This is a genomic window from Agrobacterium rubi TR3 = NBRC 13261, assembly GCF_000739935.1.
GTDB lineage: Bacteria > Pseudomonadota > Alphaproteobacteria > Rhizobiales > Rhizobiaceae > Agrobacterium > Agrobacterium rubi.
The window spans coordinates 141690-168310 of sequence record NZ_BBJU01000014.1; the positions used below are offsets into that span (position 1 = coordinate 141690).

Here is a 26621-nt window from a genome sequence, read left to right on the forward strand (position 1 = left end):
AACCATTTGATTTCATCATGATAACGACATGGCTTCCACCACTATCATATCTCTCCCGATGCCTCTCTGCGTCTGATGTCCAGTTCTTCGCTGTAACGCCGCAATGTGTGGCTTTCGGTGAGAAGTCCGATGGGTCTGTTTTCGATCTTGTCGTTGACGACGGCCAGTGCTTCGCTTTGTGTTGTGTCGAACAAGGCTGCGGCCTGACGGGCGTTCATGGTTGGGAGAAGCACGTCGGTCTTGTAGCGCAGATAAGTTTCGAGGCTGATCTTTTCGGCGTCGCGTTCCATCGGGTCGGCGTAGATTTCGGCGACCAGAACGATGCCGGCGTAGCGGCCGTCGTCGTGGATCATGATGACCCGTTGCGTCGAGCCCAGCGGGAATGTTTCCTTGAAGGCTGGCAGGCCCATGCTGACCTTTGCGGTGCGCACATCGGCACGCATGATCTTGCCTACCGTTAGGTCGCGGATCCAGCCGATGTCGTGGGCGCTGCGAATGCTTTCGCCTCTAAGGTGGAAGCGCCATGTGGCGAAGGAATAGCCGAAGGTCGTTCGCACCACCAGCGACGTGGTGATAACGGCAGCCAACACCAGCACCGTGATCTGGAAGTCGCCGGTCAGTTCCAGAGCCAGAAATGTCATCGTCAAAGGTCCGCCGATGATGGCGGCGGCAAAGGCACTCATGCCGATGACGGCGTAGACGATGGGTTGTGTGTCTCCGTAACCGATATAAGGCGCGCAAATGGCGAAGATCTTGCCGATCAGCGAGCCCATGAACAGCGAGGCGAAAAATAGGCCACCACGGAAGCTGGAACCGATGGAAATCGCGCTGGCTGCGGCTTTGAGGAGGAAAATTCCGATCAGTCCGGCGAGCGTCATATTGGCATCGAGGTTGAGATGCAGCGCACCGTGTCCGCTGGACAGTACCTGTGGCGAGATTAGCGCCAAAGCACCAACTGCTATGCCACCGATTGCCGGTCGCAGCCACAGTGGAACTTTGCTTTTCCGAGCGGTTTCCTCGATGAAGGACACGGTTTGCATCAGCACGATGCCGATGCCCGCGCAAACTGCCCCCAGAAAAATCGCTGGTACGTAGTCCGGCGGTGTGACTTCGCTGAAGCCGAAAATATCGATGCTAAGGCCGTGTTGGGATAAAAGCCCGGCGATGATCGTCGCGACAAGCGCCGAGACGATGAGAGGTGCGAGCGTCACAATGGTGTAGCTGCCAATGATGAGTTCGATGGCGTAGAAGGCGCCGGTCAAGGGTGCATTGAAGGCCGCGGCAATGGCGCCTGCGGCACCACAGCCCACGAGGATACGCATATCCCCTCGCCGCATTTTCAGATTGATACCGAGCTTGGACGCAATGCCGCTGGCGACCTGGGTATAGCCGGCTTCCAGGCCGACGGACGCGCCGAAGCCATTGGAAATGATGTTCTGAACACAAACGATCAGACTGTCGGTGAGAGACAGGCGTCCGCCATGCAAGGCATTGGCCTCGATGGGGTCGATCATCGGCTTTTTGCGGGTTTTTGAAATAACCAGTATGACGGCACCCAGCAAAATGCCACCCATCAACGGACCGGCCAACACGATCCAGCTGGAAAGATCACTGCTGCTGAGCCGTTCGACGCCGAAGATGAGAACATGCATCTGTGTCGCGACGGCACCGATCAGAACCACAAAAAGACCAGCGGCTGCGCCGACAAAGATCGCCAGCACGACAAGGGCAAGTTCGCCACGACGAAACACGGCGCGCAACCGCGTCGAACGCAGGTTGTCGAAAAAGCTTGCTAGACTGGGTGCGCTGAAGGGCTTGGTCGACATGATATTCCCCTTGGCATCCTCGTTTCGCTGACTAGGCCTGTGTCGCGAACTCGATTTCAAATTGCATCTGGTCGTAGCCCGGCTCGATATGGTCAGGCGTCTCTCGCATGACGATGTTATAATCGAGCGGTGTGTGCATATGCGTCAGCACCGCACGTTTTGGCTCAAGCGTCTTAATCCAAGCCAGCGATTGTTCCAGGGACAGATGGCTGGGATGATATTTGTATTGCAGCGTATCGATGATCAGCACGTCGAGACCGCCAAGCTTGGTCACTGTCTCGACAGGGAAGTCACTGACATCAGTACAATAGGCCACATCGCCGATACGAAAGCCGAGGGAATGGGTGTCGCCATGTTGCTGCATATGCGGCTGGAAAGGGATGGTTCCGCCTGCCCCGCTGATAGCCATTTCCGCATTCATATCCCTGATGAGATGGGCCTCGACAATGGGCGGATAGCTGCTGCCCGGTGGCGTCTCAAGGCAGTAGGGAAAGCCGTCTCGAATGCGCTGCATTGTAATAGCGTCGGCATAGATGGGAATGCGCTGGCGGCTCGAAATGAAAAAGCCGCGCAGATCATCGATCCCGTGCAGGTGGTCGGCATGCGCGTGTGTGTAGAGCACGGCGTCGATGTGCTCCACTTTGGCGGCAATCAGTTGCGCGCGCAAATCCGGGCCGGTGTCGATGACGACGGTCGTCACGCCGCCGTCAGGCGCGTATTGCTGCACCATGAAGGCAGCGCGGGTGCGTTGATTCCTGGGGTTATCAGGATTGCAGGCACCCCAATCACCGTTTATGCGCGGCACGCCAGGCGATGAGCCGCAACCGAGTATCGTGAACCGACGCCGAAAGCCTGCCACAGCCTACACCTTCGTCATTTTCGAAAAGCAGCGAAACGCGTTTTCGGTGGTTACCTCAGCCATCCGCTCATAGGAAATACCATGAACCTCGGCCAAAACTTCCGCCGTGTTGACCACGTAGGACGGCTCGTTGCGCTTGCCGCGCCAGCGCTTTGGCGCCAGATAAGGTGCGTCGGTTTCCACCAGCAGCCGGTCCAGTGGAACGGTCGCTGCGATATCCCTGATATCCTGCGATTTCGGGAAGGTCAGAATGCCGGAGAAGGAGACGTAGCCGCCAAGCTCCACACCGGCATTCGCCAGTTCCTGACCGGCTGAGAAGCAGTGCAGAATGAAAGGAAAAGCACCCTTCCCGCTTTCTTCACGCAATATCGCGATCATGTCGTCATCGGCGCTGCGGCTATGGATGACCAGAGGCAGCTTCGTGATACGCGCAGCTTCTATGTGGCGTCGCAGGCCGGTTTTCTGATCTTCCGGCTTTTGCGTATCGTAAAAATAGTCCAGACCCGCCTCGCCTATGGCCACGATCTTCTTGTGGCTGTTGGCCAGCCGCACTAGATCGTCTGTCATAATGTCGAGTTCTTCGTCGGCATTGTTGGGATGCGTGCCGACCGAGCAGAAGACTGAGGGATATTTCTCCGCGATCTTCAGCAGTTCCGGCAGGCGCGCGACGCGGGTGGAGATCGTCACCATCTGGCTGACGCCGAATGCATGAGCGCGCGCGATGATATCGTCGCGCTCCGCATCGAAATCGGCAAAATCCAGATGGCAATGGGTATCGATTAGCATCGGCTTCAAGCCTCTGGCGCCACATAACGCGGGAAGACCGGCTTCGGCGCTTCGAGCGGTGTGCCGGGAACGAGACGACCGCCCTCACCCAAGGCTGCGAAATCACGTTTGTCCGCAGGTGCGGCAACGAGATCGAGCAGCTTTTCGCAGGAACCCGGCATGAACGGTTGAAGCAGAATGCCAATCTGGCGAACCACTTCTGCCGTTACATAAAGAACAGTGCCCATGCGCTCGGGATCGGTCTTTTTCAACGCCCAAGGCTCCTGTCCCGCAAAATAGCGGTCAGTTTCAGAAACGACAGCGATGATCGCGGCAAGCGCCTTGTGGATCATCTGCTTGCCCATTTCGTCGCGGCATGTCGCGTGTAGCGCATCAGCGGCAGCAAGCATGGCCTTGTCTTCTTCAGTAAAGGCACCAGGTGTCGGAATCTGACCATCGCAATTCTTGACGATCATGGATAGCGAGCGGCTGGCAAGGTTGCCAATTCCATTCGCCAGATCGGCATTGATGCGTGTCGCGATGCCGTCTTCGCTATAGCTACCATCCTGTCCGAAGGAGACTTCGCGCAGGAAGAAGTAACGCACCTGATCCAGCCCGAAATGGTTCACCAGATCGACGGGATCGACCACGTTGCCGACCGACTTCGACATCTTCTCACCCTTGTTGAGCAGGAAGCCGTGCGCATAGACACGCTTGGGCAGCGGCAGGCCAGCACTCATCAGGAACGCAGGCCAGTAGACCGCGTGGAAACGAATGATGTCCTTGCCGATAATATGCACGTCCGCAGGCCAGTATTTGGCACGTGGGCCGTCCTTGTCTTCGATGTAGCCGGTTGCGGTGATATAGTTGGTCAGCGCATCGACCCACACATACATGACGTGCTTGGGATCATTGGGAACTTTCACACCCCAGTCGAATGTGGTGCGCGAAACCGACAGGTCGTTCAGGCCGGATTTTACGAAGGACATGATTTCATTGCGGCGTTCGGCAGGACCGATGAAGTCGGGGTTGTCTTCGTAGAGCTTCAGCAGCTTGTCTTGATATTCAGACAGCTTGAAGAAATAGCTTTCTTCCTCGACCCACTCGACAGGTGCACCTTGTGGACCATAGCGAACACCATCAGCACGCACTTCCGTTTCGTCTTCGGCGAAATACGCCTCGTCACGCACGGAATACCAGCCGGCATAGCTGTCCTTATAGATGTCGCCATTGGCCTCCATCAGGTTCCAGATGTTGCGCGACGTCTCGTGGTGACGGTCTTCCGTGGTGCGGATGAAATCGTCATTGGAGGCGTTGAGCAGCTTGCCCATGGCGCGGAACTGGTCGGAATTGCGCTGCGCCAGTTCTTCCGGCGTAATGCCTTCGGCGCGCGCGGTCTGCTGCATTTTCTGGCCGTGTTCGTCCGTGCCGGTCAAAAAGAAGACGTCCTTACCATCCAGACGCTGAAAACGCGCCATGGCATCCGTTGCGATCAGCTCATAGGCGTGGCCGATATGCGGCTTGCCGTTAGGATAGGAAATCGCTGTTGTGATGTAGAAAGGTGTCTTGTCTGTCATGACGCTCGATCGGCTTTACGGTCTGTTTTTGAGATAGACCGCTCTTAGCCTATTGTTCGCACAAGCGAAAGCAAAAGCCGTACAAAATGTACGGACTGTCAAACCGCGCGCATGTCTTCCAGAATGGACAGCACCATTTGTTTCTTGTCCAGATTATAGGCCTGGGCAATAGTGATGCGTTCCGAAAGCGAAGACGACAGGCGTGCATGACGCTCGGCCGCATTGATGTCGCCCGCCATGGCCGTCGCCCTCGCCCGCTCCATCAAGGCTTCGGTTGCATGCTCCATAAAGAAACCAAGAACGATGTCGCCGTCCTTTTGCGCCAGCACGTCGGCCAGCTTGTGCATCTGCTTGCGCGCCGAAGGCCCGGTCGCAGCCATGACTTCGCTGAAGACATCAACAATATCTGAGCCGCCATAATTGAGTAGCTTGAGCGCCTGCGACACGCTGCCCTTGGAGGCCTCCAGAAGCATATCCCGCTTGTCCGCAGAGATCGATAGGCCCAGATTTTGCAGCGCCTGTTCCATGTCCTGGGTCTGCAAAGGCAGCAGGTGAAGCGGCATGCAGCGTGATCGAATGGTCGGCAATAGCTTGCCCGGCGCATGCGAAAGCACGAGGAACATCGCCCGTTTCGGCGGCTCCTCCAGTATCTTCAAAATTGCGTTGGCGGCATTGCGGTTGAGATCGTCAGCAGGATCGATGATGACGATGCGCCAATTGCCGGTGCCAGACGTCTGCGAGAAGAAGTGCCCGGCCCTGCGCACCTCATCCACGGTGATCGCCGATTTGACCTTGCCAGTCTTCTCGTCAACCGGGCGCGTTAGATGCAGCAGATTGTGCGATGCGCCGGACGATATCTGGCGGCTGACAATAGAGGCTGGGTCAGGATCTGCAATGGCGTCCGGCGCGAGCAACGGGTCTGGATGAGACAGGACGTGGTTGGCGAAACGGAAGGCCAAAGTTGCCTTGCCGATACCCTCAGGCCCCTCGATGAGAATGGCGTGGTGGCCTTTGCCTGACCGGTAGGATTGCGCCAGGAACTGCTCCGCCTCGCCATGGCCAAATAGTTTCGTGTTTTCCTGCGGCGGAATTGCGCCGTCCAGAACGCCCTGAACGTCGCTCATTGCGCAACGTCCGTTTTGGTCTTGATCTTTTCAAGAAGTTGCTCGACCAGCGAGAGCACGTCTTCCGTGACCTTTGCCTGCGGTTGATCGGCATTGACAGTGCGGCAGCGCCGCGGCTCGTTGAGCGCGATATCGAGATAGGCCTCGCGGCGCTTCTCATGGGTCTCGAGCTCTTCTTTCTCGAAACGGTCCGGCGTTGCGCCTTCGTCTGCCCTCTTGCGCGCACGGGCCAAGCCTGCGGCAGCTGGAATATCGAAGATCAATGTCAAATCCGGCATGGTGCCATCGATGGCGATGCGCTGTAGCGTTTCAATGAATTCGGGTTCCAGATTGCCCGTCGCTCCCTGATAGACGCGCGACGAATCCAGAAAACGGTCGCATAGCACGACGGCACCCTTTTCCAATGCTGGACGTATGACTTCCTCGACATGGTCGTTGCGCGCGGCGGCAAACAGCATGGCTTCCATGCGCACACCAAAAGGTTCTGCCGCACCCGATAGCAGCACATGCCGTACGGCTTCAGCACCCGGCGAACCGCCCGGCTCACGCGTCACCACCACCTCAAACCCACGCTCGCGCAGGGTTTCAGCCAGAATTCTGATCTGCGTGGATTTTCCAGCGCCCTCGCCGCCTTCAAAGCTGATGAACAATCCTGTCTTTTCGGGCAATGTCTCTTCCTGATCCTGAAGCCTATTTTTTCTTCTTAGACCATATCCTCGGTATGGGAAACTGCTCTAACGCATTGAATACCCATGCCGCACCGTCGAAGCGCTCGCCGCCTACGCCTGGTCGACACGAAGGGACGATGTCGCGGATGCGATGGCTGGCACAGTGGACGGAAACCAACCGATTCGCTGCCCGTTCTGCTACCGCAGCGCGACAACATGCCCCCAACCGTCCGTCTCCGATACGAACTAATATAAACCTTTACGTGTTTTTTGTCGCATTATCGCCATCTGTATGCGATTTTATTCGCGTGAGGCTATTTGGAGGATTTTCGATGCTTGGAAGTCTTAAAAGTGCATTCTCAGCAAAACCTTTGAATTTCAAGGACAATGGCAAGGTATCGGCAACTGCCAGTGCCAAAGGCAAATATGATAAAAAGGATGCACCGCTTTCGGTGACAGATATTGTGGCGACCTGTCTGGACGTCGCGTTCGGCACGGCCAATGGCGGCAGCAACACCGGTTACGCAGCATTGGGGCAAAGTGTTTCCGAAGCTGGTCGCAAGGGTTACCAAGCACGCGGCAATGCCGGAATTTCTGTTCCGCCCAACCCCTATGTCGTCGCTCATGGCCACAGCAGTGGAGACGTGACCAGCGAAAGCCCTGTCACACTTAAATATATGCAGCGCCGTCGTTATAAGGAGATCGGCGGCCAAGCGGTTTCGATTTCCGGTTCCGTTTCGATAGCGGCAGCAATGGGCGCCTTGCCGATTAATGTCATCTCTCTCACCAAGCAGGTTAACTCCACCGTATCGACCGTCAGTCATCTGACGCAGCTGAAATTACTGGCAAACAGAGTGGACGCTGCACACCATGGCTCGGCAGAAGGCGTGACGCTGTCGAATCTCATCGCCGAAGTCATCAAGATGAAGGCTCACAAATCCGGGATACAGGGCGCAAAAATGGCGACGGCTGCCGTGCCTGTTCTGGGCGAGATCGTCACCGCCTCTGTGAATGCGGGCATCAATGGTGCCGCTTCGGCTGTCAAAACCTTCGACAAGGCTTTTCATGCCAAGTCATGCGCTCGGCTTGCCCTTGAAATTCATTGGCTCGCCTATCAGGAGCAATTTTCCGCCTATTGCAGGGCACGACGGTTGAACCCGGATGACTTCCTCGTTCGCGACGATTATCTCGCCCGCTCCCGGCCACCGCGCTTGAAAGGCATGAATCTGCGACAAGCAAACGAGGCGCTGCGGACAGCCGAAAAGCCGCCACGGCTGACCGGCATGGGATTGTCGCAAGCAAGGCAGGCTCTCGAAGAACATTGTCCTCCAGCGGCCCGCTTGCCCTCGTCTGAATTGAGGGCCCTGGTCAAAGAGGCGCGGAACAGTTTCTACTTTAACCGGAGTGCCGGTCCCGCGACCGAGCTGTTCAGTGAGATATTCAAGAGGAGATCCGTCTTGGCCGTACTCGGTTCATATGATGTCGGTGCCTTGATCATGGAGCCCGGTGGCTGGGTAGCGCTCACGGACAAGATTGCCTCCCTTTGACCGTCGCCCTATATTTACAGCCAGAAAAACAGCAACTCTTTCAGCGCGCCGGCTGCATTCTGAGTGAGTGAACCCTCGGCCACCGCAGCCGTGGTGTAAAGCGGCACTTCGCGTAGCAGCTTTTCGCCGGAATAAATCTTCAGCGTCGCGGCATTGTGGCCTGCCTCAAGAGGCGCATTCAACGGCCAGTTATAGACGATGCGTCCCGACAGGCGATCGGGATTGTCGAGTGGTACCAGCACGCTCACCGGCTCATGCACGGTAAGGTCTATGGCGCTTGTCGCGCCACCGTAAACGCCGATATTGCCAACGGTCTCGTCCTTTTGAAACAAATTGCGTTTCTGGAACGCCGTGAGCCCCCACTCCACCACGCGGCGGGCCTCTTCCTGGCGGGTCTTGTCATCTGGCATGCCTGCAAGCGTCAGATAGATGCGGCGGCCGTCACGTTCTGCAGAAACGACAGCTGAAAAGCCGTGCCCCTCGGCAAAACCGAGCCCCAGCCCATCGATACCGTTTCCGAGAAGGGAATTCTTGTTGCGCTGAAAAATGCGGTTCCATTCGAAGTCCGGTTTGCCGAACAGGGCGTAGCGATCCGAATAGCTGTCATGAATATGCTTTGCCAGCACAACCATGTCCCGTGCGGTCGTCTTACTGATCTTATCTGGCAAGCCGGTGGAATTGGCAAAGGAGCTGCCCGTCAGGCCCAGCGCGCCTGCACGCTCCGTCATTCGTTTGGCAAAGGCCTCATCCGATCCAGCCATGCCTTCGGCAATTACAAGGCAGCCGTCATTGGCGTTCTGCACGATGATGCCGGTCAGAAGATCGTTGATGCTGACGGAGGATTTGAGTGCTGCAAACATGGTGGAGGCACGAGACGGCGCGCCACCTGTGCGCCAGGCATATTCCGAGACCGGATAGGCGGTATCAGCACTCACCTGCCCTTTCACGAGCGCGTCCATCACCACGTCGACCGTCATCAATTTGGCGAGTGATGCCGGTGCAAACTGCGTGTTTTCGTTGATGGCAAGCAGAACGGTGCCTGTCTCGGCATCGATCATATAGGCTTGCTGTGCCTTCACTGCCAACGAGCCGGATTGCGCCTGCACTGTACAGGCGCTTGCCCCAAACAGTGCCGCTGAGACAAAAAGCGTCCGGATATATCGGTTGAATATGTCGCGCATCAAAACGCCAGCCCGCCGTCTGTTTTATTGACAATGCCTGCGTCGCGTCATGATCGACCATGTGACAGCCGCTCGTGGGAGGCACTTGCGGAATCATGTGCAGGTTTGGGGAGTATGCGCGAGACGGACCCAAAGGGCAAAGATCAGCGACCCCTGCCCTGTCTGTTTTTCACGAAATCGAGAATGGATTGCTCGTTCAGGCCGCCTTTGGCGACGAGAACCTTGTCGAAGGCGCTGGCCGCTTTGGAGACCGGTGCTGACTCTTCCGAGTAGGCTGATGCGAACCGGCCGGATGGTGTTGGCGCACGCAGGAAGTTGCCTTCAGGCCGCTCATGCAGAACCGGGCCGAATTCAGGCAGCACGACAAATTGGTCGCCGCCCTGCCCCATGACGGGCGCAGGACCGTTGACGAGTGGCATCGCTTGAAGTGCGGGGCTCTTCTTCGAGCCGACCAACGCCGTCTGTGCGGAGCCGCCATAGGCAGGGCTGTTTGGGATCGGAAGATTTGACGAAGACGCCGAGGCCACCATCACGCCACTGGCGATTTGTCCTTCAGGATTGATACCAGGACCACGCGCGCCCTTCGGCACATAGGACGCCATCAGATACGGCATGTCGTGGCCATCGAGCGGCGCGCGTCCAACATATTGAACACGAACATTGGCCGTGCCCGTCGCCTTCATATCCAGGAGATCTGCGGTCTTGCTGGAAACGTCGATCAGACGACCCTCGTGGAACGGGCCACGGTCGTTGACGCGAACGACGACGGAGGAGCCATTGTTCAAATTGGTGACGCGAGCATAGCTGGGCAGCGGAAAGGTCGGGTGCGCAGCAGACAGGTGTTCCTTGTCATAGGCTTCGCCATTGGCCGTCAGGCGGCCATGAAATGCGGAGCCATACCAGGATGCGAGACCTGACTTGTCATAGTTCTGCTCTTCCTTGGGGAAGTAACGGCGCCCTTTGACGGTATAGGCATTGCCGACCAGAAAACGCCCACCACCCTTGGGGACATTAGCCCCCTCGGCGACACGGGGACTGGCTTTGACGCCATATTCGGATTCGGAAAAATATTCCTTGCTGCGTTTCGGCTTCGGTTTGGTTTCAGACGTGGTTGAACAGGATGCGGTCGCCGCGCACAGAACGGCAATGCCGAGCCACTTCGCGCTCACACCGACTTTCATAACAGCAGATTTCAAATCCATGCCCCGTATGACTATGGGCCGCCTCCGCAGCAACCCCTCTATACCTCGATCATCACGCCCTCTGACATCGAAGCACCTAACAGGCGCCTAATCTTGCCCGCAACATGGCGAAATTGCGAACGTCGAATACGTTTTAGGTAAAATTGTAACGAACGTGGTTAGCCAAGGGTTAACACACCGCAGGCTCATCGGACGCTAAAATGCCTGCTGCGACGGATTGACGGCATGACGCAAACCGATATAAAGCCTCGCATATCACGGATGGGTGTCCGAGTGGTTTAAGGAACCGGTCTTGAAAACCGGCGTGCGTGAGAGCGTACCGTGGGTTCGAATCCCACCCCATCTGCCATATGATCTGTCGTGCACAGGCGACCGTCCGTATCCAGCAAACATCTCGAAATCATCAAATCCTTGTCATTTCGCAGTATTCGGATTTTGCTGAAATGCAAAAACGTTTGAGACTCGTTGTCATCCCTTTATAAGGTCTGAGAAATGGCGATTCTTTAAGGGTTTTGGGATGTGGATTGAAGTGACAGCGGTGAACAACAACCAGAAATTTGCCATCAACTTTGATCATGTCATGCAGATATCGCCGCTCGCGCAAGGCACGCTGATCCTTCGGGGTGGAAACGAACGCGTGCATGTCATGGAGAGCTACGACTATATCGTCGCGCGTCTCCACGCGGCCGCTGCGAAATAGTCAGATACCCGCGAAAACGGCCGCTAGGGCAACGGCGGCCGGTAGCGCCTGGATGAACAGGATTTTCCTGTGGGCAGTGACGGCGCCGAAAATGCCAGCGATTAGAATGCAGACGAGGAAGAACGTCGAGATCGTTCTGTTAGCTTGCCCGTGCATCAACCCGAACGCCAAACCTGCCGCCAGAAACCCGTTATAGAGGCCCTGATTTGCGGCGAGCGTTTTGGTAGATTGCGCGAATTCGGGTGAAAGTCTGAAAGCTTTGCGTCCTGCCGGTTTCGTCCAGAGCGCCATTTGCAAAATCATGATGTAGCAATGCAAAAGAGCAATCAGCCCGATGAATATATTGGCAATCAATTCCGTCCTCCCAAAGCACCCATACGGATGCTGAGTGAAGGACGAAAAATGGCTGAAAGCAATATTGCTTATGGCTTCAGCAGGACTTTTCCAGCCTTGCCAGGTGCGAGCGAGGCTTTGACAGCGTCTGATATATCGCCGAGATCATAGATGCCTTCCACCGGTAGGCGGATAGTTCCCTTGGCGACATGCTCGATCAACTCGCCAATCAAACGACGGCGATCATCAGCGGGCATGGTGCCGATGACGGTGCTGCCCCAGAAGCCCTTGATCGTCAGCTGTTTGAAAATGACTGGGCCGGAGGAGATTTGCATCGGCTCCCCCGTCATCGATCCGAAGGAGACCAGAAGGCCTTCATTGCCCAGAAGTTCGGCGATGTCGTTGCTGGCCTTGCCGCCAATCGAATCGACACCCGCCCGGATTGGCGCGTCCTGCGTCAGCTTGCGAACCTCGTCTTTCCAGCCGTCCTCGGCTGTCGAGATGCCGTTGACGATGCCGAGTTCGGCAAGCTCTTCGACACCGGCTTGACGACGAACGAGATTGATCACATGGATGCCTCGTGCCTGTGCCAGCATTGCGACCGCCTTGCCAACTGCACCGTTTGCGGTGTTTTGAACAATCCATTCACCCGGCTTGACGCCGAGAAATTCGAGCAATGTCATGGCGCTGAAGGGCATGGCGATCAGTTGAGCGGCGGCTTCATCGGAGATCGCATCGGGTACGGGAACGACACCCGCGGCGGGCGACAGGAAATATTCGGCCCATGCGCCGTGGACACCGGCTGCCGTCACGCGGTTTCCCAAAAGAGAGGGATCTGCGCCCTCCCCCAATGCGTCGACGATCCCGACGGCCTCGCTGCCGCCAATTGCGCCTGGCAATGGCGGCTTGTAGCCGTAGCTGCCACGCACGGTCCAAAGGTCGTGATTGTGGATGGGCGATAACAGCATGCGAATGCGCAGCTGTCCTTTTCCCGGTTCAGGAACAGGCGCATCCTTCAGCTGAAGCACATCTTGTGGTTCGCCAAAAATATCGTGTGTTGCGCTGCGCATGGTGTCGTCCTCGTAATGCTATGACATGTGGTCATAGGGTTTCGAAACAATGCGGCATTGCTATGGAGTGTGGCCAAACCACTTCTAAGGCGCAGAAACAACAAAGCCGGCCAAATGGCCGGCTCCGAGGTCAATCGACACGTCGGGAGTTACTGGCAGACGCGCATGCTTTCCATGTGCCAGCCGCCGTCATAGGCGTTGCGAACCTGACGATCTTCAAACCAGCAACGTGGCGGCGGTGGTGGTGGCGGCTCGACATAACGGGGGCCGCTGTCGCGGGCGAGAGCGCCGCCAATCAGACCACCGAGAACACCGGCGGCAATACCACCGGCAATGACCCGGCCATTATCATGATCGCGGTGTCTGCGGGGTGGATCACGGTAAGGCGGTGGCGGCGGTCCGCGGCGGTCATAGCGGTAAGGGCCGTCATAATATTGCGCCGACGCAGGCTGGACGCTGGTCAGAACCGCGCCGCTGGCAATCACTGCTGCTAGTGTGGTGAGAAGAAATTTCTTCATGATGGTGTCTCCAATTGAGATGAACCTAGGCAGGCTCGCATCTCAGAACGCGGCTAAATTGGCATGAGATTGATGAACAAGTCCTGAATGCGCGACATGCAAACCGTTCATAAACATTTCCAACGCATTTACGTAACGGCGTACCGTAAGCCAGCACAGTGACCTTTCCCGCAGCAGTATATATCGCTATCGCTGATTTGCTTCCTCCACGGGAGGAGCTCCCAAGTCCTGAAAGCCAATCAGGCAAACTTTAGCCCCGCCTTTTGGTGGGGCCTTTTTTTTAACGGGACGTCTGACGGTTGAGATAATAGGGGCATTGCCCTAATTCAGCAGCCTTAACGGCTGTAAGAGGGCGCAGGCAGCGATATTGGGTTAGGGTTCATATCGATCCAAGTGACCGCCAGTTCGTTCAAGCGGAAGGTATCGCCGTATTTGCGCTTTACCTGACTGATGATGTTCTTCGCCTCTTTATAGAGAGGGTCTGGCAAGGCATTGCCTGAGCCTAGATGAACCAGCAGGCAATCTGCCATGGCCTTGAACTCGCTATCCCAGTTTATCCCGCCATTGCCATCAATTTCCCTGGAAATTCGGCCCGAAATGCGAACGACCTCTCCCTGCACGGTACTGGCGGCACCACTCGACGGTACCAGTATTTCCCAATATTGCTGGTGCCTCTCTTGCCATGTCGCTGCGTTTGCGACAATTCGGGATACGCCATCATGCATCTGACGGTGTGGAACGGGTGGTACATCGAATAATTCGTACAGACGGTTGAGCGCGTCACTTGTCTCACTACGACTTTCGGTGTCAAAACCCTGACGATGGAACTCGAAGTTCTCTCCGATACGCCGCACGAAGTCGCGCATCTGCTGAGACATTTTCTCTTCATGGCTCTGTTTTCGTCCCAAAAGACGCGCCAACGAAGCTACAATCCCAGTCGGCTTGCGAGGCTGGGCCGCGATCAAGAGTTCAGCAATGCGTGTCGTCCGAGAAATCGTCGCATTGGTGCACAGTTGTAATGCATAGGCCAAAGGGGTGAGCCCACGTTTGTTTGTCGCGTCGATGATGGCCCCATGCTCAATGAGAGCACGCGTGGTGTCGACATTTCCGACGGCGGCAGCCTTGTGCAGTGGTGTGTTGTCCTGCTTGTCGCGACTGTTCACATCTGCACCCAGCTCGAGAAGAATATTCACCCTCCCTTGCCAATGCCCGGCGCGGGCATGCAATGGCGTTTCGCCATATTGGTCACGCGCCGAAATATCTGCGCCGTTTTCAACAAGCCATCGCGCGACATCATCCGGCAACGCATTGAATGTGAGAGCAGTCCGCTTCGCGTACCCATGGTACGCGTTCACGTCCCGCGTCTTTAAAACGTCTCTGATTTCGTCTGGACTGCATTTTTGCAGCAAATCCTCGAAATCCTTTGGAAGTGTTTTCTTCTTGGGCTTCGGCATTCAGGCAATCTCCTGTTCGCGCTTGCGCTCGCAGCGACAGGCGCTCTCGTCGATAATGACGTTATTATCGATCAAGCGTACTAAACAGGTCGCAACTGCACTATCTCAGACTGAAGAATATCCTCTATGAAGACGACATCGCTCAAGGGCTTTGCCCGATTTTTCCCCGAGCGACCAACCTGCCCCGCCAACGTTGCGGGGCTTTTTTGTTTGCGCTGGCAGCGTTATCGCAACGGTGTCAATGTCGGCACGGCGATGTCGAGCCTCGGTCCTACCCGTTCATCGCGCGGATGCTCGTTGAGCAAATCTTTGAACAGCTCGATAATCTCTGCTGGTGTGGTGTGCGAAAACTCGTTAAAGAGCTCGGTCGCGCGGTTCCAGGAATAAATTGCCACAAGCGTCAGGATGAGAAGAAACAGCCAAGGCCAGAGCGGCTTTTTGCGGGGCGGTCTGTTTTCGACATTGGGATCAGGTGTCATTGGGCGGCCCTCTGCGTAGAAGCGTTATCGGCGGCTCTGCCGCGGCTCTCCACCTGGGGCATAGGCGACTTTTTGCTGGAAGCGGAAAATATTGCCGCATTGGGCGCAGCGTATCATGTATTCGGCCGGATTGACCGAAGGACGCTCGGTGCGAAAGCCAGCCGGCATCTCGTCGATGCGAAAATCGACATTGGCGTTCCGCTTCTCGTCTTGCTCGGATGCTTCGGCAAAGCCGCTATGTCCGCATTTGGAGCATTCGAGTTTGCGGGAATATCGATCGCGAGAAGCCATGGTCCATCCTTCGTTTGGCGACAGGTAGCAATCGACACCCGCCAGTTCAATACATATCGCCAGCCAATCCTGCGCTTTACACCACGCAATGACACCGCGTGTGTGCCGAATGGCAGAACCGCGTGTGTCGATTTCGGTCAATCACGGCATTTTATCGGCTTCAGATACCATTCATAAACCACTTGGTAACGCCATCACTCTAAGGTTGGGAGTTGAAAAGTCTGGCGGGGCGTGTCGGACGGAAAAATGTGGCATGCGATTAAAGAGTTTAACCGTGTTGAAAAAACTATCTGAGGCACTAAAGCGCGCGGCAGGCGCTACGTCTTTCGTGAAAGTTTTCATGTTTGCGATGGCTATGGCGACGGCAACGACTGCCACCATCCAGGTCGCGAAAGCTGACCCGAAATTTGCTGGTATCGTCATTGACGCCAAGACGGGCAAGGTTCTCTACAGTGAAGACCCGGATGGCTTGCGCTATCCAGCGTCGCTCACCAAGATGATGACCCTGTACCTGACATTCGAAGCGTTGAATTCGGGACGAATCACATTGGATTCGAAGGTCCCGGTCTCCGCTAACGCGGCAAAAGAGCCTCCTTCCAAGCTCGGCGTGCGTGCTGGCGGTACTGTAACGGTCGAGCAGGCCATCATGGCGCTGGTCACCCGTTCAGCTAACGATATCGCGACCGCTCTGGGCGAATATATCGGCGGCAATGAGGAGCGTTTCGGTCGCATCATGACGGCGAAAGCCCGTGCGCTGGGCATGACACGCACGACATATCGCAATGCTCACGGTTTGCCGAACACGGCGCAGATGACGACGGCTCGCGACCAGGCCCGTCTCAGCATCGCGCTGCGTCAGCATTTTCCGCAATATTACGGTTACTTCAACACCCGCAGCTTCACTTTCGGCAAGCAGGTCATCGGCAATCATAACCGCCTCGTTGGTACGGTTCGTGGCGTAGACGGCATCAAAACCGGTTACACCCGCGCCGCCGGCAGCAATCTGGCAACGTCCGCACAGCTTGATGGCCGCTCTATTGTTGCCGTCGTTCTCGGCGGACGCTCCAGCGCTGCTCGTGATGCGACCATGCGCAAACTCGTAGCTGAATATCTCCCGAAGGCATCGCGTGGCGCCAACAGCAATCTCATTGCTGCATCGGCTTCCGCACCGATTGAAGAGCCGCAAGCCGTTGTTGCTGCAACATCGTCTGCTGGCGGCTTGCCAAGCGATGGTCCTGTTCCCCAGGCCCGTTATGCTGACGAAGCACCGATGTCTGCCTTTGCGCCGACGCAGGCCAATGCAGCCGTCAAAGCGATGGATGTGGTCACACGTCCGAAGGTTCAGGCGCGCGCCGTTCCGCCCGTCAACATGAAGCCGGATCGCTCGCTGGTGACCAACTCCACCAAGGTCGATAACATCGTGACGGCGTCAACAACACCTGCGCCTTCCCTTAATGGCGATGGTGGTTGGGTCATCCAGATTGGCGCGTCTCCGGACGAAGGTTCCGCACGCAACTTGCTTCAGGCTGCACAGGATAAGGGTGGCGTCTTGCTTCGCTCGGCAAAGCCCTTCACGGTCGCCTTCAGCAAGGATGGCGCCCAGATGTACCGTGCGCGTTTTGGTGGTTTCGGCGGCCAGAACGATGCGGTCAATGCATGCAACGCTTTGAAAAAGAAAGGCATCAGCTGCTGGGCTTCTCTCCAGTAAGCAAATGACGTTTCAGGGGCCGGTCATGGGCATGAAAATACAGATAACCGGTTCCACTCCTCGAATTGTATTGTGTAACGAGGCTTTCCAGATGGCGATCAACGAAAACTATTCGGACATTGCAGCAGGTAAAGGCAGACAGCAAAGTCTTTCCGTGCTGCACCCAATCCACGAAGCGGCAATGAGAATTGCCGATCTCGGCTTGAACAAATCGCGACACAAAACCCGCGATCTGGTCAATCTTCTTCTGTGCCACGGTGCTCGCGCCTGGCGCAGCAACCAGCCGGAAGCAAAGATCCATCTTCACATTTCTTCCCGCTCGGGCCGTGGCGCAATCCATATGCGTCTGCGCTGACAGCTGGACGAACAGACAGCGAAAAGCCCTGCGAAACATCGGTTTCGCAGGGCTTTTTGTTTTCAACATAGACACGATAAAAGCGGCGGGTGAAGATCACTCGCCGCTTTTCGTCTAGGGGTTTTTAGGCTTCGGCCTCAGGCGTGGCACCAACATCAGGCTCGGTGCCCGTGATGTCAGCGTCACCCTCAAGCGCTTCGATGTCTTCGTCGCCTTCCGGCTCGTTGATGCGCTCGACGGACACGACCTTTTCGTCCTTCGCAGTGGAGAAGATCGTCACGCCCTTGGTGGCCCGGCTTGCGAAGCGAATGCCGTTGACGGGAACGCGGATCAGCTGGCCACCATCGGAGACGAGCATGATCTGGTCGGTATCTTCCACCGGGAAGGCAGCGACGAGTTCGCCGATTTCAGCAGTTTTCGAGGTATCGGTTGCGCGAATACCCTTGCCGCCGCGACCCGAAGTGCGGAAGTCATAGGACGACGAACGCTTGCCAAAGCCCTTTTCAGAAACGGTGAGCACGAACTGTTCCTGTGATTTGAGGAACTGATAACGCTCGTCGGTCAGATGACCTTCTTCCGTCACCTCTTCGCCAACGAGTGCTACGTCTTCAATCTCGGTCTCACCCGTCAACGCGCGACGTTCAGCAGCGGCACGCTTGAGGTAAGCGGCACGCTCCCAGGGCTCGGCATTCACATGGCTGACAATGGTCATCGAGATGATGCGGTCGCCCTCGCCCATGTTGATGCCACGAACGCCGACCGAATTGCGGCCTGCGAAAACGCGGACATCGTCAACGGGGAAGCGAATGCATTGGCCGAGTGCCGTCGTCAGCAGAACGTCGTCGCCTGCCACTTCACCAAGAGCATCCGGGCCTGTGCAGGTCTCGACGGAGAGGATTTCATCGCCTTCTTCGTCCAGCTTCATTGCGATCTTGCCGTTGCGGTTGACCTGAACGAAGTCCGACAGCTTGTTACGGCGAACCGTTCCACGCGTTGTCGAGAACATCACGTCCAGTGTGTCCCACGTCGTCTCGTCTTCCGGCAAAGGCATGATGGTGGTGATGCGCTCGCCAGCTTCCAGCGGCAGCATGTTGATCAGGGCCTTGCCCTTGGACTGTGGGGTGCCGATCGGCAGGCGCCAGACCTTTTCCTTGTAGACGATGCCGCGCGAGGAGAAGAACAGAACCGGCGTGTGCGTGTTGGCCACGAACAGGCGGTTCACGAAATCCGCATCGCGTGTGGCCATGCCGGAGCGGCCCTTGCCGCCACGACGCTGCGCCTTGTAGGTCGTCAGCGGTACGCGCTTGATGTAACCCAGATGCGACACGGTCACGACCATGTCTTCGCGGGCGATGAGATCCTCATCGTCCATATCCGGGCCGCCTTCCATGATCTGGCTGCGGCGTGGTGTACCGAATTCGTCGCGAACGGCTGCAAGCTCGTCTTTGACGATCTGCTGGATACGAATGCGCGATGACAGAATGTCGAGATATTCGCTGATTTCAGCGCCGATCTTGTTCAATTCGTCGCTGATTTCGTCGCGACCAAGAGCCGTCAGACGGGCCAGACGCAGTTCGAGGATCGCGCGGGCCTGCTCTTCCGAGAGATTGTAGGTCAGGTCTTCGTTGATGCGGTGGCGTGGATCGTCGATCAGAAGGATCAGGCTTTCCACATCCGATGCCGGCCAGCGGCGCGTCATCAACTGCTCGCGTGCCGTTGCCGGATCTGGCGCCTGGCGAATGACACGGATGACTTCATCGATATTGGCGACCGCAATCGCCAGACCTACCAACACATGCGCGCGGTCACGCGCCTTGCGCAGCAGGTATTTCGTGCGGCGGCTGACGACCTCTTCGCGGAAGGACACGAAGGCGCGCAGCATATCCAGCAGCGTCATCTGCTCCGGCTTGCCGCCGTTCAGTGCCACCATGTTGCAGCCGAAGGACGTCTGCAAAGGTGTATAACGGTAAAGCTGGTTCAGAATGACTTCGGCATTGGCATCGCGCTTCAGCTCGATCACCACGCGGTAGCCCTGACGGTCGGACTCGTCGCGAAGGTCGGAAATGCCCTCTACGCGCTTGTCCTTGACCAGTTCGGCCATCTTTTCAATCATCGTCGACTTGTTCACCTGGAAGGGAACTTCGGTGATGATGATCTGCTCGCGGTCGCCGCGCATTGGCTCGATCGTGGCACGACCGCGCATGATCACGGAGCCGCGGCCTGTCTCATAGGCCGAACGGATGCCGGAACGACCGAGAATGAAGGCGCCCGTCGGGAAGTCGGGACCGGGAATGATTTCCATCATTTCGGGCAATTCGATTTCCGGATTGTCGATCAGCGCGATGGAGCCATTGATGACTTCGGTCAGATTGTGCGGCGGAATGTTAGTCGCCATGCCGACGGCGATGCCGCCTGCGCCATTGACGAGAAGGTTGGGGAATTTGGCAGGAACCACGACCGGCTCCGTCATGGTGCCATCGTAGTTGTCTCTGAAGTCGACCGTTTCCTTGTCGAGATCGTCGAGCAGAGCGTGTGCGACCTTCTCGAGGCGGCACTCGGTATAACGCTGGGCAGCCGGCGGGTCGCCATCGATGGAGCCAAAATTGCCCTGACCATCGATCAGCGGCATGCGCAGCGACCAGTCCTGGGCCATACGGGCCAACGCGTCGTAAATCGCCGAGTCGCCGTGCGGATGGTATTTACCCATCACGTCACCGGTCACGCGGGCGGACTTGACGTATTTCTTGTTCCAGTCGAGGCCGAGCTCGTTCATGCCATAAAGAATACGACGATGGACCGGCTTCAACCCGTCACGAACGTCCGGAAGTGCGCGGCTCACGATAACGCTCATGGCGTAATCGAGATACGACCGCTGCATTTCCTCCATGATGGAAATCGGCTCAATGCCTGGCGGAAGCTTTCCGCCGCCTGGGGGGCTCTGGTCAGTCAAATCGGATCACATTCTATGTTAAGAATCGGATGGATTTTTATAGCGGAAACAGCGCTAAGGCGCCAATTTCTAGCGCCGTTATGAACAGTCTTTTGCGTCATTTGCAAGACGTTGCACAGTTTTCTCCCCGCTATAGAGGAAAAGGCGGGCGTCAGGGTTTCAAACACATGCAGACTTACCTACCATTGCGCAATAATCGATCCTGAAACGGGCGGCACGCCTTCAATCGACAGGGCGCCAGACGGGGACAGAATGGCAACCACGGAACTTCTCATCAACGCGCTAACGACGATGCTCGTCACGCTCGATCCCCCCGGCCTGGCGCCGGTGTTTCTGGCGCTGACGGCAGGTATGACACGCATGCAGCGCCATCAAGTCGCTCTTCGCGGCTCGATCATCGCCTTCGGCATTCTGGCGATGTTTGCGCTATTCGGATCGTCTGTTCTGGAGTTGCTTGGCATCTCGCTGGGAGCCTTCCGCATTTCTGGCGGCCTGCTGTTGTTCTGGATTTCCTTCGAGATGATTTTCGAGAAGCGGCAGGAGCGCAAGGAGAAGACTTCGGAAGTGGCCATTACGCTGGATCACATCCAGAACATCGCCGTCTTTCCCTTGGCGCTTCCGCTGATCGCCGGGCCGGGCGCGATTTCGGCGACGGTGCTGATTTCCGGCTCCATGACGACCACCGTCGACAAGATCATCTTCATTCTGATCCTGGCCTTCAGCCTACTCCTGGTCTTCGCCATCCTGCTCGCAGCCGACCGACTGGACCGCTTCCTCGGCAACACCGGCCGCGCCATCCTCACCCGCCTGCTGGGCGTGCTTCTGGCTGCGCTTTCGGTTCAGTTCGTGGTGGATGGCGTGAAGTCGGTGATTTTGTCGTGATCGAATGCACCAAATGTGAGGCGCTATAGCCAGATGGATGATAACGATGAGACATAGATTACTTGCCCGTCTAAAAAGCCTCCTCTCATCCAAGACAAAAGCTGACGCTTCACTTGCGAAGCAAGCTGGGGGTCTTCACCTCCCTGCTGGTACTGACCAGTTGAGGATTGATAGCGACGACAGGTTAACCGGTTATATACCCTTGGGCTTTGTGCCGTTCGCAGCACACCAACTGGGCAATGGCGATTATTTCGGATTTTACTGGCCGGTCGGCCGTGAAAACTGCGATCCTCTCATTGCCGAAACCAGCCATGACGATGGACTGATCGAGCCACGCTTCAGCAACTTGACCTCGTTTTTACGCAAAACCGACGGAATTGACCGCGAAGAATGGATAGAGCAGCCGACATTCGAGGATGATCCGGATTCACCTCTAAATTGTTTTCTTAAAGCGCGGGAATCGATTGGGCAAAAGGCCTTTGATCATGCGCTCGAACAACTCGAAAAAGCTGTACGCACACTGCCGGAATACACATATGCGTTGGCCACACTGGCCGGACAGTATCAAAGGTTAGGACGTAACGAGGATGCTTGCCGCGTCGCAGTTCAGATGATTATCTCGCCGCCAAGCTTCGGTTATAGTGGAACTGTCACCAATATTGCGAGATGGTTTTCGCGCCTGGACACCTGCCCTCAGGACCTGACCAATGACCCGATCTGGAAAGGCCGCGCCCACCTTGCGTCCATTCCAACTGGTGGCACGAAAGACAGCCCGGCATATGCGGTACTGCGCGAAGCGATTGATACTTACGAAAAACGAGGTGATATCGTTCGTGCGCTCACGTTGATGCAGACGTATTCCGACTTCATGAACAGCGAAACCCAATCATTTCAGGAGCGACAGAACTACGACTTCGCAAAACATCGAGCCGTACAAAGAGAACTTAGCTGGAAATTGCCGGATGGACCCCGATTTCTGCTGTGATCACCGAATCTCATGTGTGTTTATGGTACGATAGTACGCTCTTTTCTAGAGAGGATAAGCGCAATATCGGAACCCATCTGCCATACGGTAAGCACTCCTAGACATATCGAAGTTTATCGTTTCGCCTTCAAAATCCGCTTCCAGATCGTTCCGCCCAAGTAGCGGTTAAATACTAAAAAGTAAGCGACGATCAGGGCGAAAAGGACAAGTGCTGGCATGCCCTGTAGGTTAAATCCGCCTTCAGTTCGACCACCTGACACAAGTGCTATGAGATATCCGAAAACCCAGAAAGCTGTGAAAAAATCCAGTACGGCTGCAAGAACGATGCGCCAGGTCGATGGCTGGCTCGTCGGTGTCGTCGTCTCACTCATGATACCTCCAAATGATCCTTTAAAAATCAGAACGGAATGTCGTCATCCATATCGTTGTTGAAGTTGCCAGCTGGCTGGCCGCCGCGGGATGCGCCACCGCGAGACGAGGACGATGGCTGGTCGTTGCCGCCGCCGTAGTTTCCACCGCCGCCACCGAAATCGTCTCCGCCACGGCTTCCACCGCCGCCGCCTTCACCACGGCCGTCCAACATGGTCAGCGTCGAGTTGAAGCCTTGCAGCACGATTTCCGTAGAATAACGGTCGTTGCCGGTCTGGTCCTGCCACTTGCGGGTCTGAAGCGCGCCTTCGATATAGAGCTTGGCACCCTTTTTCACGTACTGCTCGATGACCTTGCAAAGACCTTCGTTGAAGACCACCACAGAGTGCCATTCGGTCTTTTCTTTTCTCTCACCAGAGGTGCGGTCACGCCAGCTCTCGGATGTCGCGATGCGAAGATTTGCAATGGGGCGACCGTCCTGCGTGCGGCGAATTTCCGGATCAGCGCCGACGTTTCCGAGCAAAATTACCTTGTTTACGCTGCCAGCCATCTTTTCATCCTGTCTGCCAACCGTCATGGCCAGCATCTATCCTGTTCAAAATCTCAGACGCACCATAGACCATCGTTTGGCACCATGGGCACCGGATGGAACGACAATCCACAAGGAATGTTATCTCGCCTGCCACACGCTTGCCAAGCGTTCTTATTTTGTTCTATTAAGGCGGCTCAACTGAGTCAAGTGGACCGAAAAGCGTATATGAAAAGTTTAATATACCTCGACACGCCGTTTCCCGTCATTACATAAGTACCGACGCCTCCCAACGAGTAATCCCGAGCCTTCTCATGAGTGAATTAAAGACGATTTCGATCCGTGGTGCCCGCGAGCATAATCTCAAGGGCATCGATCTGGATTTGCCACGCAACAAGCTGATCGTCATGACCGGGCTGTCGGGCTCCGGCAAATCCTCGCTCGCTTTCGATACGATCTATGCGGAAGGACAGCGGCGTTACGTCGAGAGCCTCTCGGCCTATGCGCGCCAGTTCTTGGAAATGATGCAGAAGCCGGATGTGGATCAGATCGAAGGCCTGTCGCCTGCGATTTCCATCGAGCAAAAGACGACGTCGCGCAACCCGCGCTCGACGGTCGGAACTGTCACCGAAATCTATGACTATATGCGCCTGCTGTTTGCGCGCGTCGGCGTTCCCTACTCGCCAGCGACCGGCCTACCGATCGAAAGCCAGACGATCAGCCAGATGGTGGACCGCATCCTCGCCTTCGAGGAAGGAACGCGTCTCTATATTCTCGCGCCGATGATCAGAGGTCGTAAGGGCGAATATAAAAAAGAGCTGGCCGAGCTGATGAAGAAGGGCTTCCAGCGCGTGAAGGTGGACGGCCAGTTCTACGAAATTGCCGATGTTCCTGCGCTCGACAAGAAGTACAAGCACGATATCGATGTCGTCGTGGACCGCGCCGTGGTTCGGCCTGATATGGCGGCGCGTCTGGCAGACAGTCTCGAGACCTGTTTGAAACTTGCGGACGGCCTGGCTGTTGCCGAATTTGCTGACAAGCCTCTGCCGCCGGAAGAAACGTCGGCGGGTGGTTCAGCGAACAAGTCACTCAACGAGACCCATGAACGGGTACTTTTCTCGGAAAAGTTTGCCTGCCCCGTATCGGGCTTCACGATCTCCGAGATCGAACCGCGCTTGTTTTCCTTCAACAATCCCTTCGGTGCCTGCCCCACCTGCGATGGCCTCGGCTCGCAGCAGAAGGTTGATATCGCGCTCATCGTGCCGGAGCCTGCCCGCACGCTGAAGGACGGCGCCGTGGCGCCATGGGCCAAGTCGTCATCGCCATACTATAACCAGACGCTGGAAGCGCTCGGCAAAGCGTTCGGCTTCAAGCTGTCCAGCCGCTGGAACGAGCTGTCAGACGCTGCGAAGAAAGCCATTCTGCAAGGCACCGACGATAAGATCGAATTCCAGTATCAGGATGGCGCGCGTTCCTACAAGACGGTCAAAAATTTCGAAGGTATCGTCCCCAATCTTGAGCGCCGCTGGAAAGAAACCGACAGTGCCTGGGCGCGTGAGGAAATCGAACGCTATATGTCGGCAGCGCCCTGCCCGGCCTGCGCCGGATATCGCCTGAAGCCGGAAGCGCTGGCGGTCAAGATCAACAAGAAGCACATCGGTCAAGTGACGGAGATGTCGATCAAGGTCGCGCGCGACTGGTTCGAAGTGCTGCCTGAATCGCTCAACGCCAAGCAGAACGAAATTGCCGTTCGTATTCTCAAGGAAATCCGCGAGCGCCTTCGGTTTTTGAACGATGTCGGGCTGGATTATCTAAGCCTGTCGCGCAATTCCGGTACCTTGTCGGGTGGCGAGAGCCAGCGTATTCGCCTGGCATCGCAGATCGGTTCAGGCTTGACCGGCGTTCTCTATGTTCTGGACGAACCCTCCATCGGCTTGCACCAGCGCGACAATGCCCGTCTTCTGGACACGCTGAAGCATCTGCGCGATATCGGCAATACCGTGATCGTGGTTGAACATGATGAAGATGCCATCATGACTGCCGATTATGTTGTCGATATTGGCCCTGCCGCCGGTATTCACGGCGGTGAAGTGATTGCAGAGGGCACACCGCAGGAGGTCATGGCAAACCCGAAGTCGCTGACGGGTAAATACCTGTCCGGCGAATTGGGTGTGGCCGTTCCGGCAGAACGCCGCAAGCCGAAAAAAGGCAAAGAGATCAAGGTCATCGGCGCGCGCGGCAACAATCTCAAAAACGTCACCGCATCGGTTCCGCTCGGCGTTTTCACCGCAGTCACAGGCGTTTCCGGCGGTGGCAAGTCCACCTTCCTCATCGAAACGCTGTACAAGTCTGCGGCGCGCCGCGTCATGGGCGCGCGTGAAATCCCGGCGGATCATGATCGCATTGATGGCTTCGAATTCATCGACAAGGTCATCGATATCGACCAGTCGCCGATTGGCCGCACCCCACGGTCCAACCCAGCCACCTATACCGGTGCGTTCACGCCGATCCGTGACTGGTTCTCCGGCCTGCCAGAAGCCAAGGCGCGTGGATATGCGCCCGGTCGCTTTTCCTTCAACGTCAAGGGTGGTCGCTGCGAAGCCTGCCAGGGCGATGGCGTCATCAAGATCGAGATGCACTTCCTGCCGGACGTCTACGTCACCTGCGATGTCTGCCACGGCAAACGCTACAATCGCGAAACACTGGATGTGACCTTCAAGAGCAAGTCGATTGCCGATGTGCTGGATATGACTGTCGAAGAAGGGGTTGAGTTCTTCTCGGCAGTTCCGGCTGTGCGGGACAAGCTGCAGTCCCTATTCGATGTCGGCCTCGGCTACATCAAGGTGGGTCAGCAGGCGAACACCCTTTCCGGTGGTGAAGCGCAGCGCGTAAAGCTTGCTAAGGAGCTGTCAAAACGCTCGACAGGTCGCACGCTCTATATTCTCGACGAACCGACGACCGGCCTGCACTTCCACGACGTCAACAAGTTGCTGGAAATGCTGCATGAGCTGGTCAATCAGGGCAATTCCGTCGTCGTGATCGAGCACAATCTCGAGGTCATCAAGACGGCAGACTGGGTGATCGATATCGGTCCCGAAGGCGGCACGGGCGGCGGCGAAATCGTCGCGACCGGCACGCCGGAGCAGATCGTCAAGGAAAAGCGCTCTTACACCGGCCACTTCCTGAAGGAACTACTGGAGCGCCGCCCCGAGAAGAAAATACAAGCGGCCGAATAAGCACGTAGGGAGG

24 protein-coding genes and 1 tRNA gene are annotated in these 26621 nt (G+C 56.5%); 8 read left to right on the plus strand and 17 right to left on the minus strand.

What is annotated here, in order from left to right:
• Positions 1–44: 44 nt before the first annotated feature.
• The 6 genes from RRU01S_RS11825 to tmk form a co-directional block, all read right to left on the minus strand.
• Positions 45–1826 carry a chloride channel protein gene (locus tag RRU01S_RS11825; protein WP_045230474.1) on the minus strand — a complete coding sequence of 594 codons (1782 nt, stop codon included), beginning with the start codon at positions 1824–1826 and terminating at the stop codon, positions 45–47.
• Positions 1827–1857: 31 nt separating this feature from the next.
• Entirely contained in the window at positions 1858–2685 is an 828-nt protein-coding gene (locus tag RRU01S_RS11830) for an MBL fold metallo-hydrolase (RefSeq protein WP_045230475.1), read from the minus strand.
• Positions 2686–2688: 3 nt separating this feature from the next.
• Complete coding sequence (locus RRU01S_RS11835) at positions 2689–3471, minus strand: TatD family hydrolase (RefSeq protein ID WP_045230476.1); 783 nt, start codon at positions 3469–3471, stop codon at positions 2689–2691.
• A 5-nt stretch (positions 3472–3476) separates the two neighbouring features.
• The gene (gene metG / locus RRU01S_RS11840; protein ID WP_045230477.1) at positions 3477–5027 is read right to left on the minus strand and encodes a methionine--tRNA ligase; all 1551 of its coding nucleotides are present in this window, start codon (positions 5025–5027) and stop codon (positions 3477–3479) included.
• A gap of 98 nt (positions 5028–5125) precedes the next feature.
• Positions 5126–6151 carry a DNA polymerase III subunit delta' gene (locus RRU01S_RS11845; RefSeq protein WP_045230478.1) on the minus strand — a complete coding sequence of 342 codons (1026 nt, stop codon included), beginning with the start codon at positions 6149–6151 and terminating at the stop codon, positions 5126–5128.
• Positions 6148–6819 (minus strand): dTMP kinase, encoded by a 672-nt coding sequence (gene tmk / locus RRU01S_RS11850; RefSeq protein WP_045230479.1) that lies wholly within the window; start codon positions 6817–6819, stop codon positions 6148–6150. Before tmk ends, RRU01S_RS11845 begins: the two co-directional genes overlap by 4 nt.
• Between tmk and RRU01S_RS11855 the strand changes: the two genes are divergently transcribed.
• Complete coding sequence (locus RRU01S_RS11855; protein ID WP_131367789.1) at positions 6819–8366, plus strand: hypothetical protein; 1548 nt, start codon at positions 6819–6821, stop codon at positions 8364–8366. The genes tmk and RRU01S_RS11855 overlap by 1 nt on opposite strands.
• Positions 8367–8380: 14 nt before the next feature.
• On the opposite strand, the gene RRU01S_RS11860 is transcribed toward RRU01S_RS11855, so the two are convergent.
• Together RRU01S_RS11860 and RRU01S_RS11865 are read right to left on the minus strand one after the other, a co-directional pair.
• Positions 8381–9547, minus strand: a complete 1167-nt coding sequence (locus RRU01S_RS11860) for a D-alanyl-D-alanine carboxypeptidase family protein (RefSeq protein ID WP_045230481.1) — start codon at positions 9545–9547, stop codon at positions 8381–8383.
• Positions 9548–9690: 143 nt separating this feature from the next.
• Positions 9691–10749: a septal ring lytic transglycosylase RlpA family protein gene (locus RRU01S_RS11865; protein WP_045230482.1), complete on the minus strand. Its 1059-nt coding sequence runs from the start codon at positions 10747–10749 to the stop codon at positions 9691–9693.
• 259 nt (positions 10750–11008) lie between these two features.
• Here RRU01S_RS11865 and RRU01S_RS11870 point away from each other — a divergent pair.
• Positions 11009–11098 (plus strand) — tRNA-Ser (locus tag RRU01S_RS11870).
• 168 nt (positions 11099–11266) lie between these two features.
• A complete protein-coding gene (locus RRU01S_RS11875; protein ID WP_045230483.1) occupies positions 11267–11449 on the plus strand; it encodes a hypothetical protein in 183 nt (60 codons plus the stop codon).
• On the opposite strand, the gene RRU01S_RS11880 is transcribed toward RRU01S_RS11875, so the two are convergent.
• The 6 genes from RRU01S_RS11880 to RRU01S_RS11905 all read right to left on the minus strand — a co-directional run bounded on the left by RRU01S_RS11880 (position 11450) and on the right by RRU01S_RS11905 (position 15594).
• A complete protein-coding gene (locus tag RRU01S_RS11880) occupies positions 11450–11803 on the minus strand; it encodes a DUF1304 domain-containing protein (RefSeq protein ID WP_165572222.1) in 354 nt (117 codons plus the stop codon).
• A gap of 68 nt (positions 11804–11871) precedes the next feature.
• Positions 11872–12852 carry a zinc-binding dehydrogenase gene (locus tag RRU01S_RS11885; protein ID WP_045230484.1) on the minus strand — a complete coding sequence of 327 codons (981 nt, stop codon included), beginning with the start codon at positions 12850–12852 and terminating at the stop codon, positions 11872–11874.
• Between the two features lie 149 nt (positions 12853–13001).
• Positions 13002–13370, minus strand: coding sequence for a hypothetical protein (locus RRU01S_RS11890; protein WP_045230485.1), 369 nt, complete (start codon positions 13368–13370; stop codon positions 13002–13004).
• A 335-nt stretch (positions 13371–13705) separates the two neighbouring features.
• Positions 13706–14824 (minus strand): ankyrin repeat domain-containing protein, encoded by a 1119-nt coding sequence (locus RRU01S_RS11895; RefSeq protein ID WP_045230486.1) that lies wholly within the window; start codon positions 14822–14824, stop codon positions 13706–13708.
• A 224-nt stretch (positions 14825–15048) separates the two neighbouring features.
• Positions 15049–15303 carry a hypothetical protein gene (locus RRU01S_RS11900; protein ID WP_234936070.1) on the minus strand — a complete coding sequence of 85 codons (255 nt, stop codon included), beginning with the start codon at positions 15301–15303 and terminating at the stop codon, positions 15049–15051.
• Positions 15304–15327: 24 nt separating this feature from the next.
• A complete protein-coding gene (locus RRU01S_RS11905) occupies positions 15328–15594 on the minus strand; it encodes a hypothetical protein (RefSeq protein WP_045230630.1) in 267 nt (88 codons plus the stop codon).
• A 340-nt stretch (positions 15595–15934) separates the two neighbouring features.
• Between RRU01S_RS11905 and RRU01S_RS11910 the strand changes: the two genes are divergently transcribed.
• Together RRU01S_RS11910 and RRU01S_RS11915 are read left to right on the plus strand one after the other, a co-directional pair.
• The gene (locus RRU01S_RS11910) at positions 15935–17302 is read left to right on the plus strand and encodes a D-alanyl-D-alanine carboxypeptidase family protein (protein ID WP_045230487.1); all 1368 of its coding nucleotides are present in this window, start codon (positions 15935–15937) and stop codon (positions 17300–17302) included.
• 91 nt (positions 17303–17393) lie between these two features.
• A complete protein-coding gene (locus RRU01S_RS11915; protein ID WP_045230488.1) occupies positions 17394–17657 on the plus strand; it encodes a hypothetical protein in 264 nt (87 codons plus the stop codon).
• 124 nt (positions 17658–17781) lie between these two features.
• On the opposite strand, the gene gyrA is transcribed toward RRU01S_RS11915, so the two are convergent.
• Complete coding sequence (gyrA, locus tag RRU01S_RS11920; RefSeq protein ID WP_045230489.1) at positions 17782–20607, minus strand: DNA gyrase subunit A; 2826 nt, start codon at positions 20605–20607, stop codon at positions 17782–17784.
• Positions 20608–20859: 252 nt separating this feature from the next.
• Between gyrA and RRU01S_RS11925 the strand changes: the two genes are divergently transcribed.
• The gene (locus RRU01S_RS11925; RefSeq protein WP_045230490.1) at positions 20860–21489 is read left to right on the plus strand and encodes a MarC family protein; all 630 of its coding nucleotides are present in this window, start codon (positions 20860–20862) and stop codon (positions 21487–21489) included.
• Between the two features lie 46 nt (positions 21490–21535).
• The gene (locus RRU01S_RS11930; protein ID WP_131367790.1) at positions 21536–22474 is read left to right on the plus strand and encodes a tetratricopeptide repeat protein; all 939 of its coding nucleotides are present in this window, start codon (positions 21536–21538) and stop codon (positions 22472–22474) included.
• A gap of 113 nt (positions 22475–22587) precedes the next feature.
• Here RRU01S_RS11930 and RRU01S_RS11935 read toward each other — a convergent pair whose 3' ends face one another.
• Together RRU01S_RS11935 and RRU01S_RS11940 are read right to left on the minus strand one after the other, a co-directional pair.
• Complete coding sequence (locus RRU01S_RS11935) at positions 22588–22845, minus strand: hypothetical protein (RefSeq protein ID WP_045230492.1); 258 nt, start codon at positions 22843–22845, stop codon at positions 22588–22590.
• A 26-nt stretch (positions 22846–22871) separates the two neighbouring features.
• Complete coding sequence (locus RRU01S_RS11940; RefSeq protein ID WP_045230631.1) at positions 22872–23393, minus strand: single-stranded DNA-binding protein; 522 nt, start codon at positions 23391–23393, stop codon at positions 22872–22874.
• A 293-nt stretch (positions 23394–23686) separates the two neighbouring features.
• On the opposite strand from RRU01S_RS11940, the gene uvrA reads away from it, so the two are divergent.
• Entirely contained in the window at positions 23687–26608 is a 2922-nt protein-coding gene (uvrA, locus tag RRU01S_RS11945; protein WP_045230493.1) for an excinuclease ABC subunit UvrA, read from the plus strand.
• Positions 26609–26621: the final 13 nt, after the last annotated feature.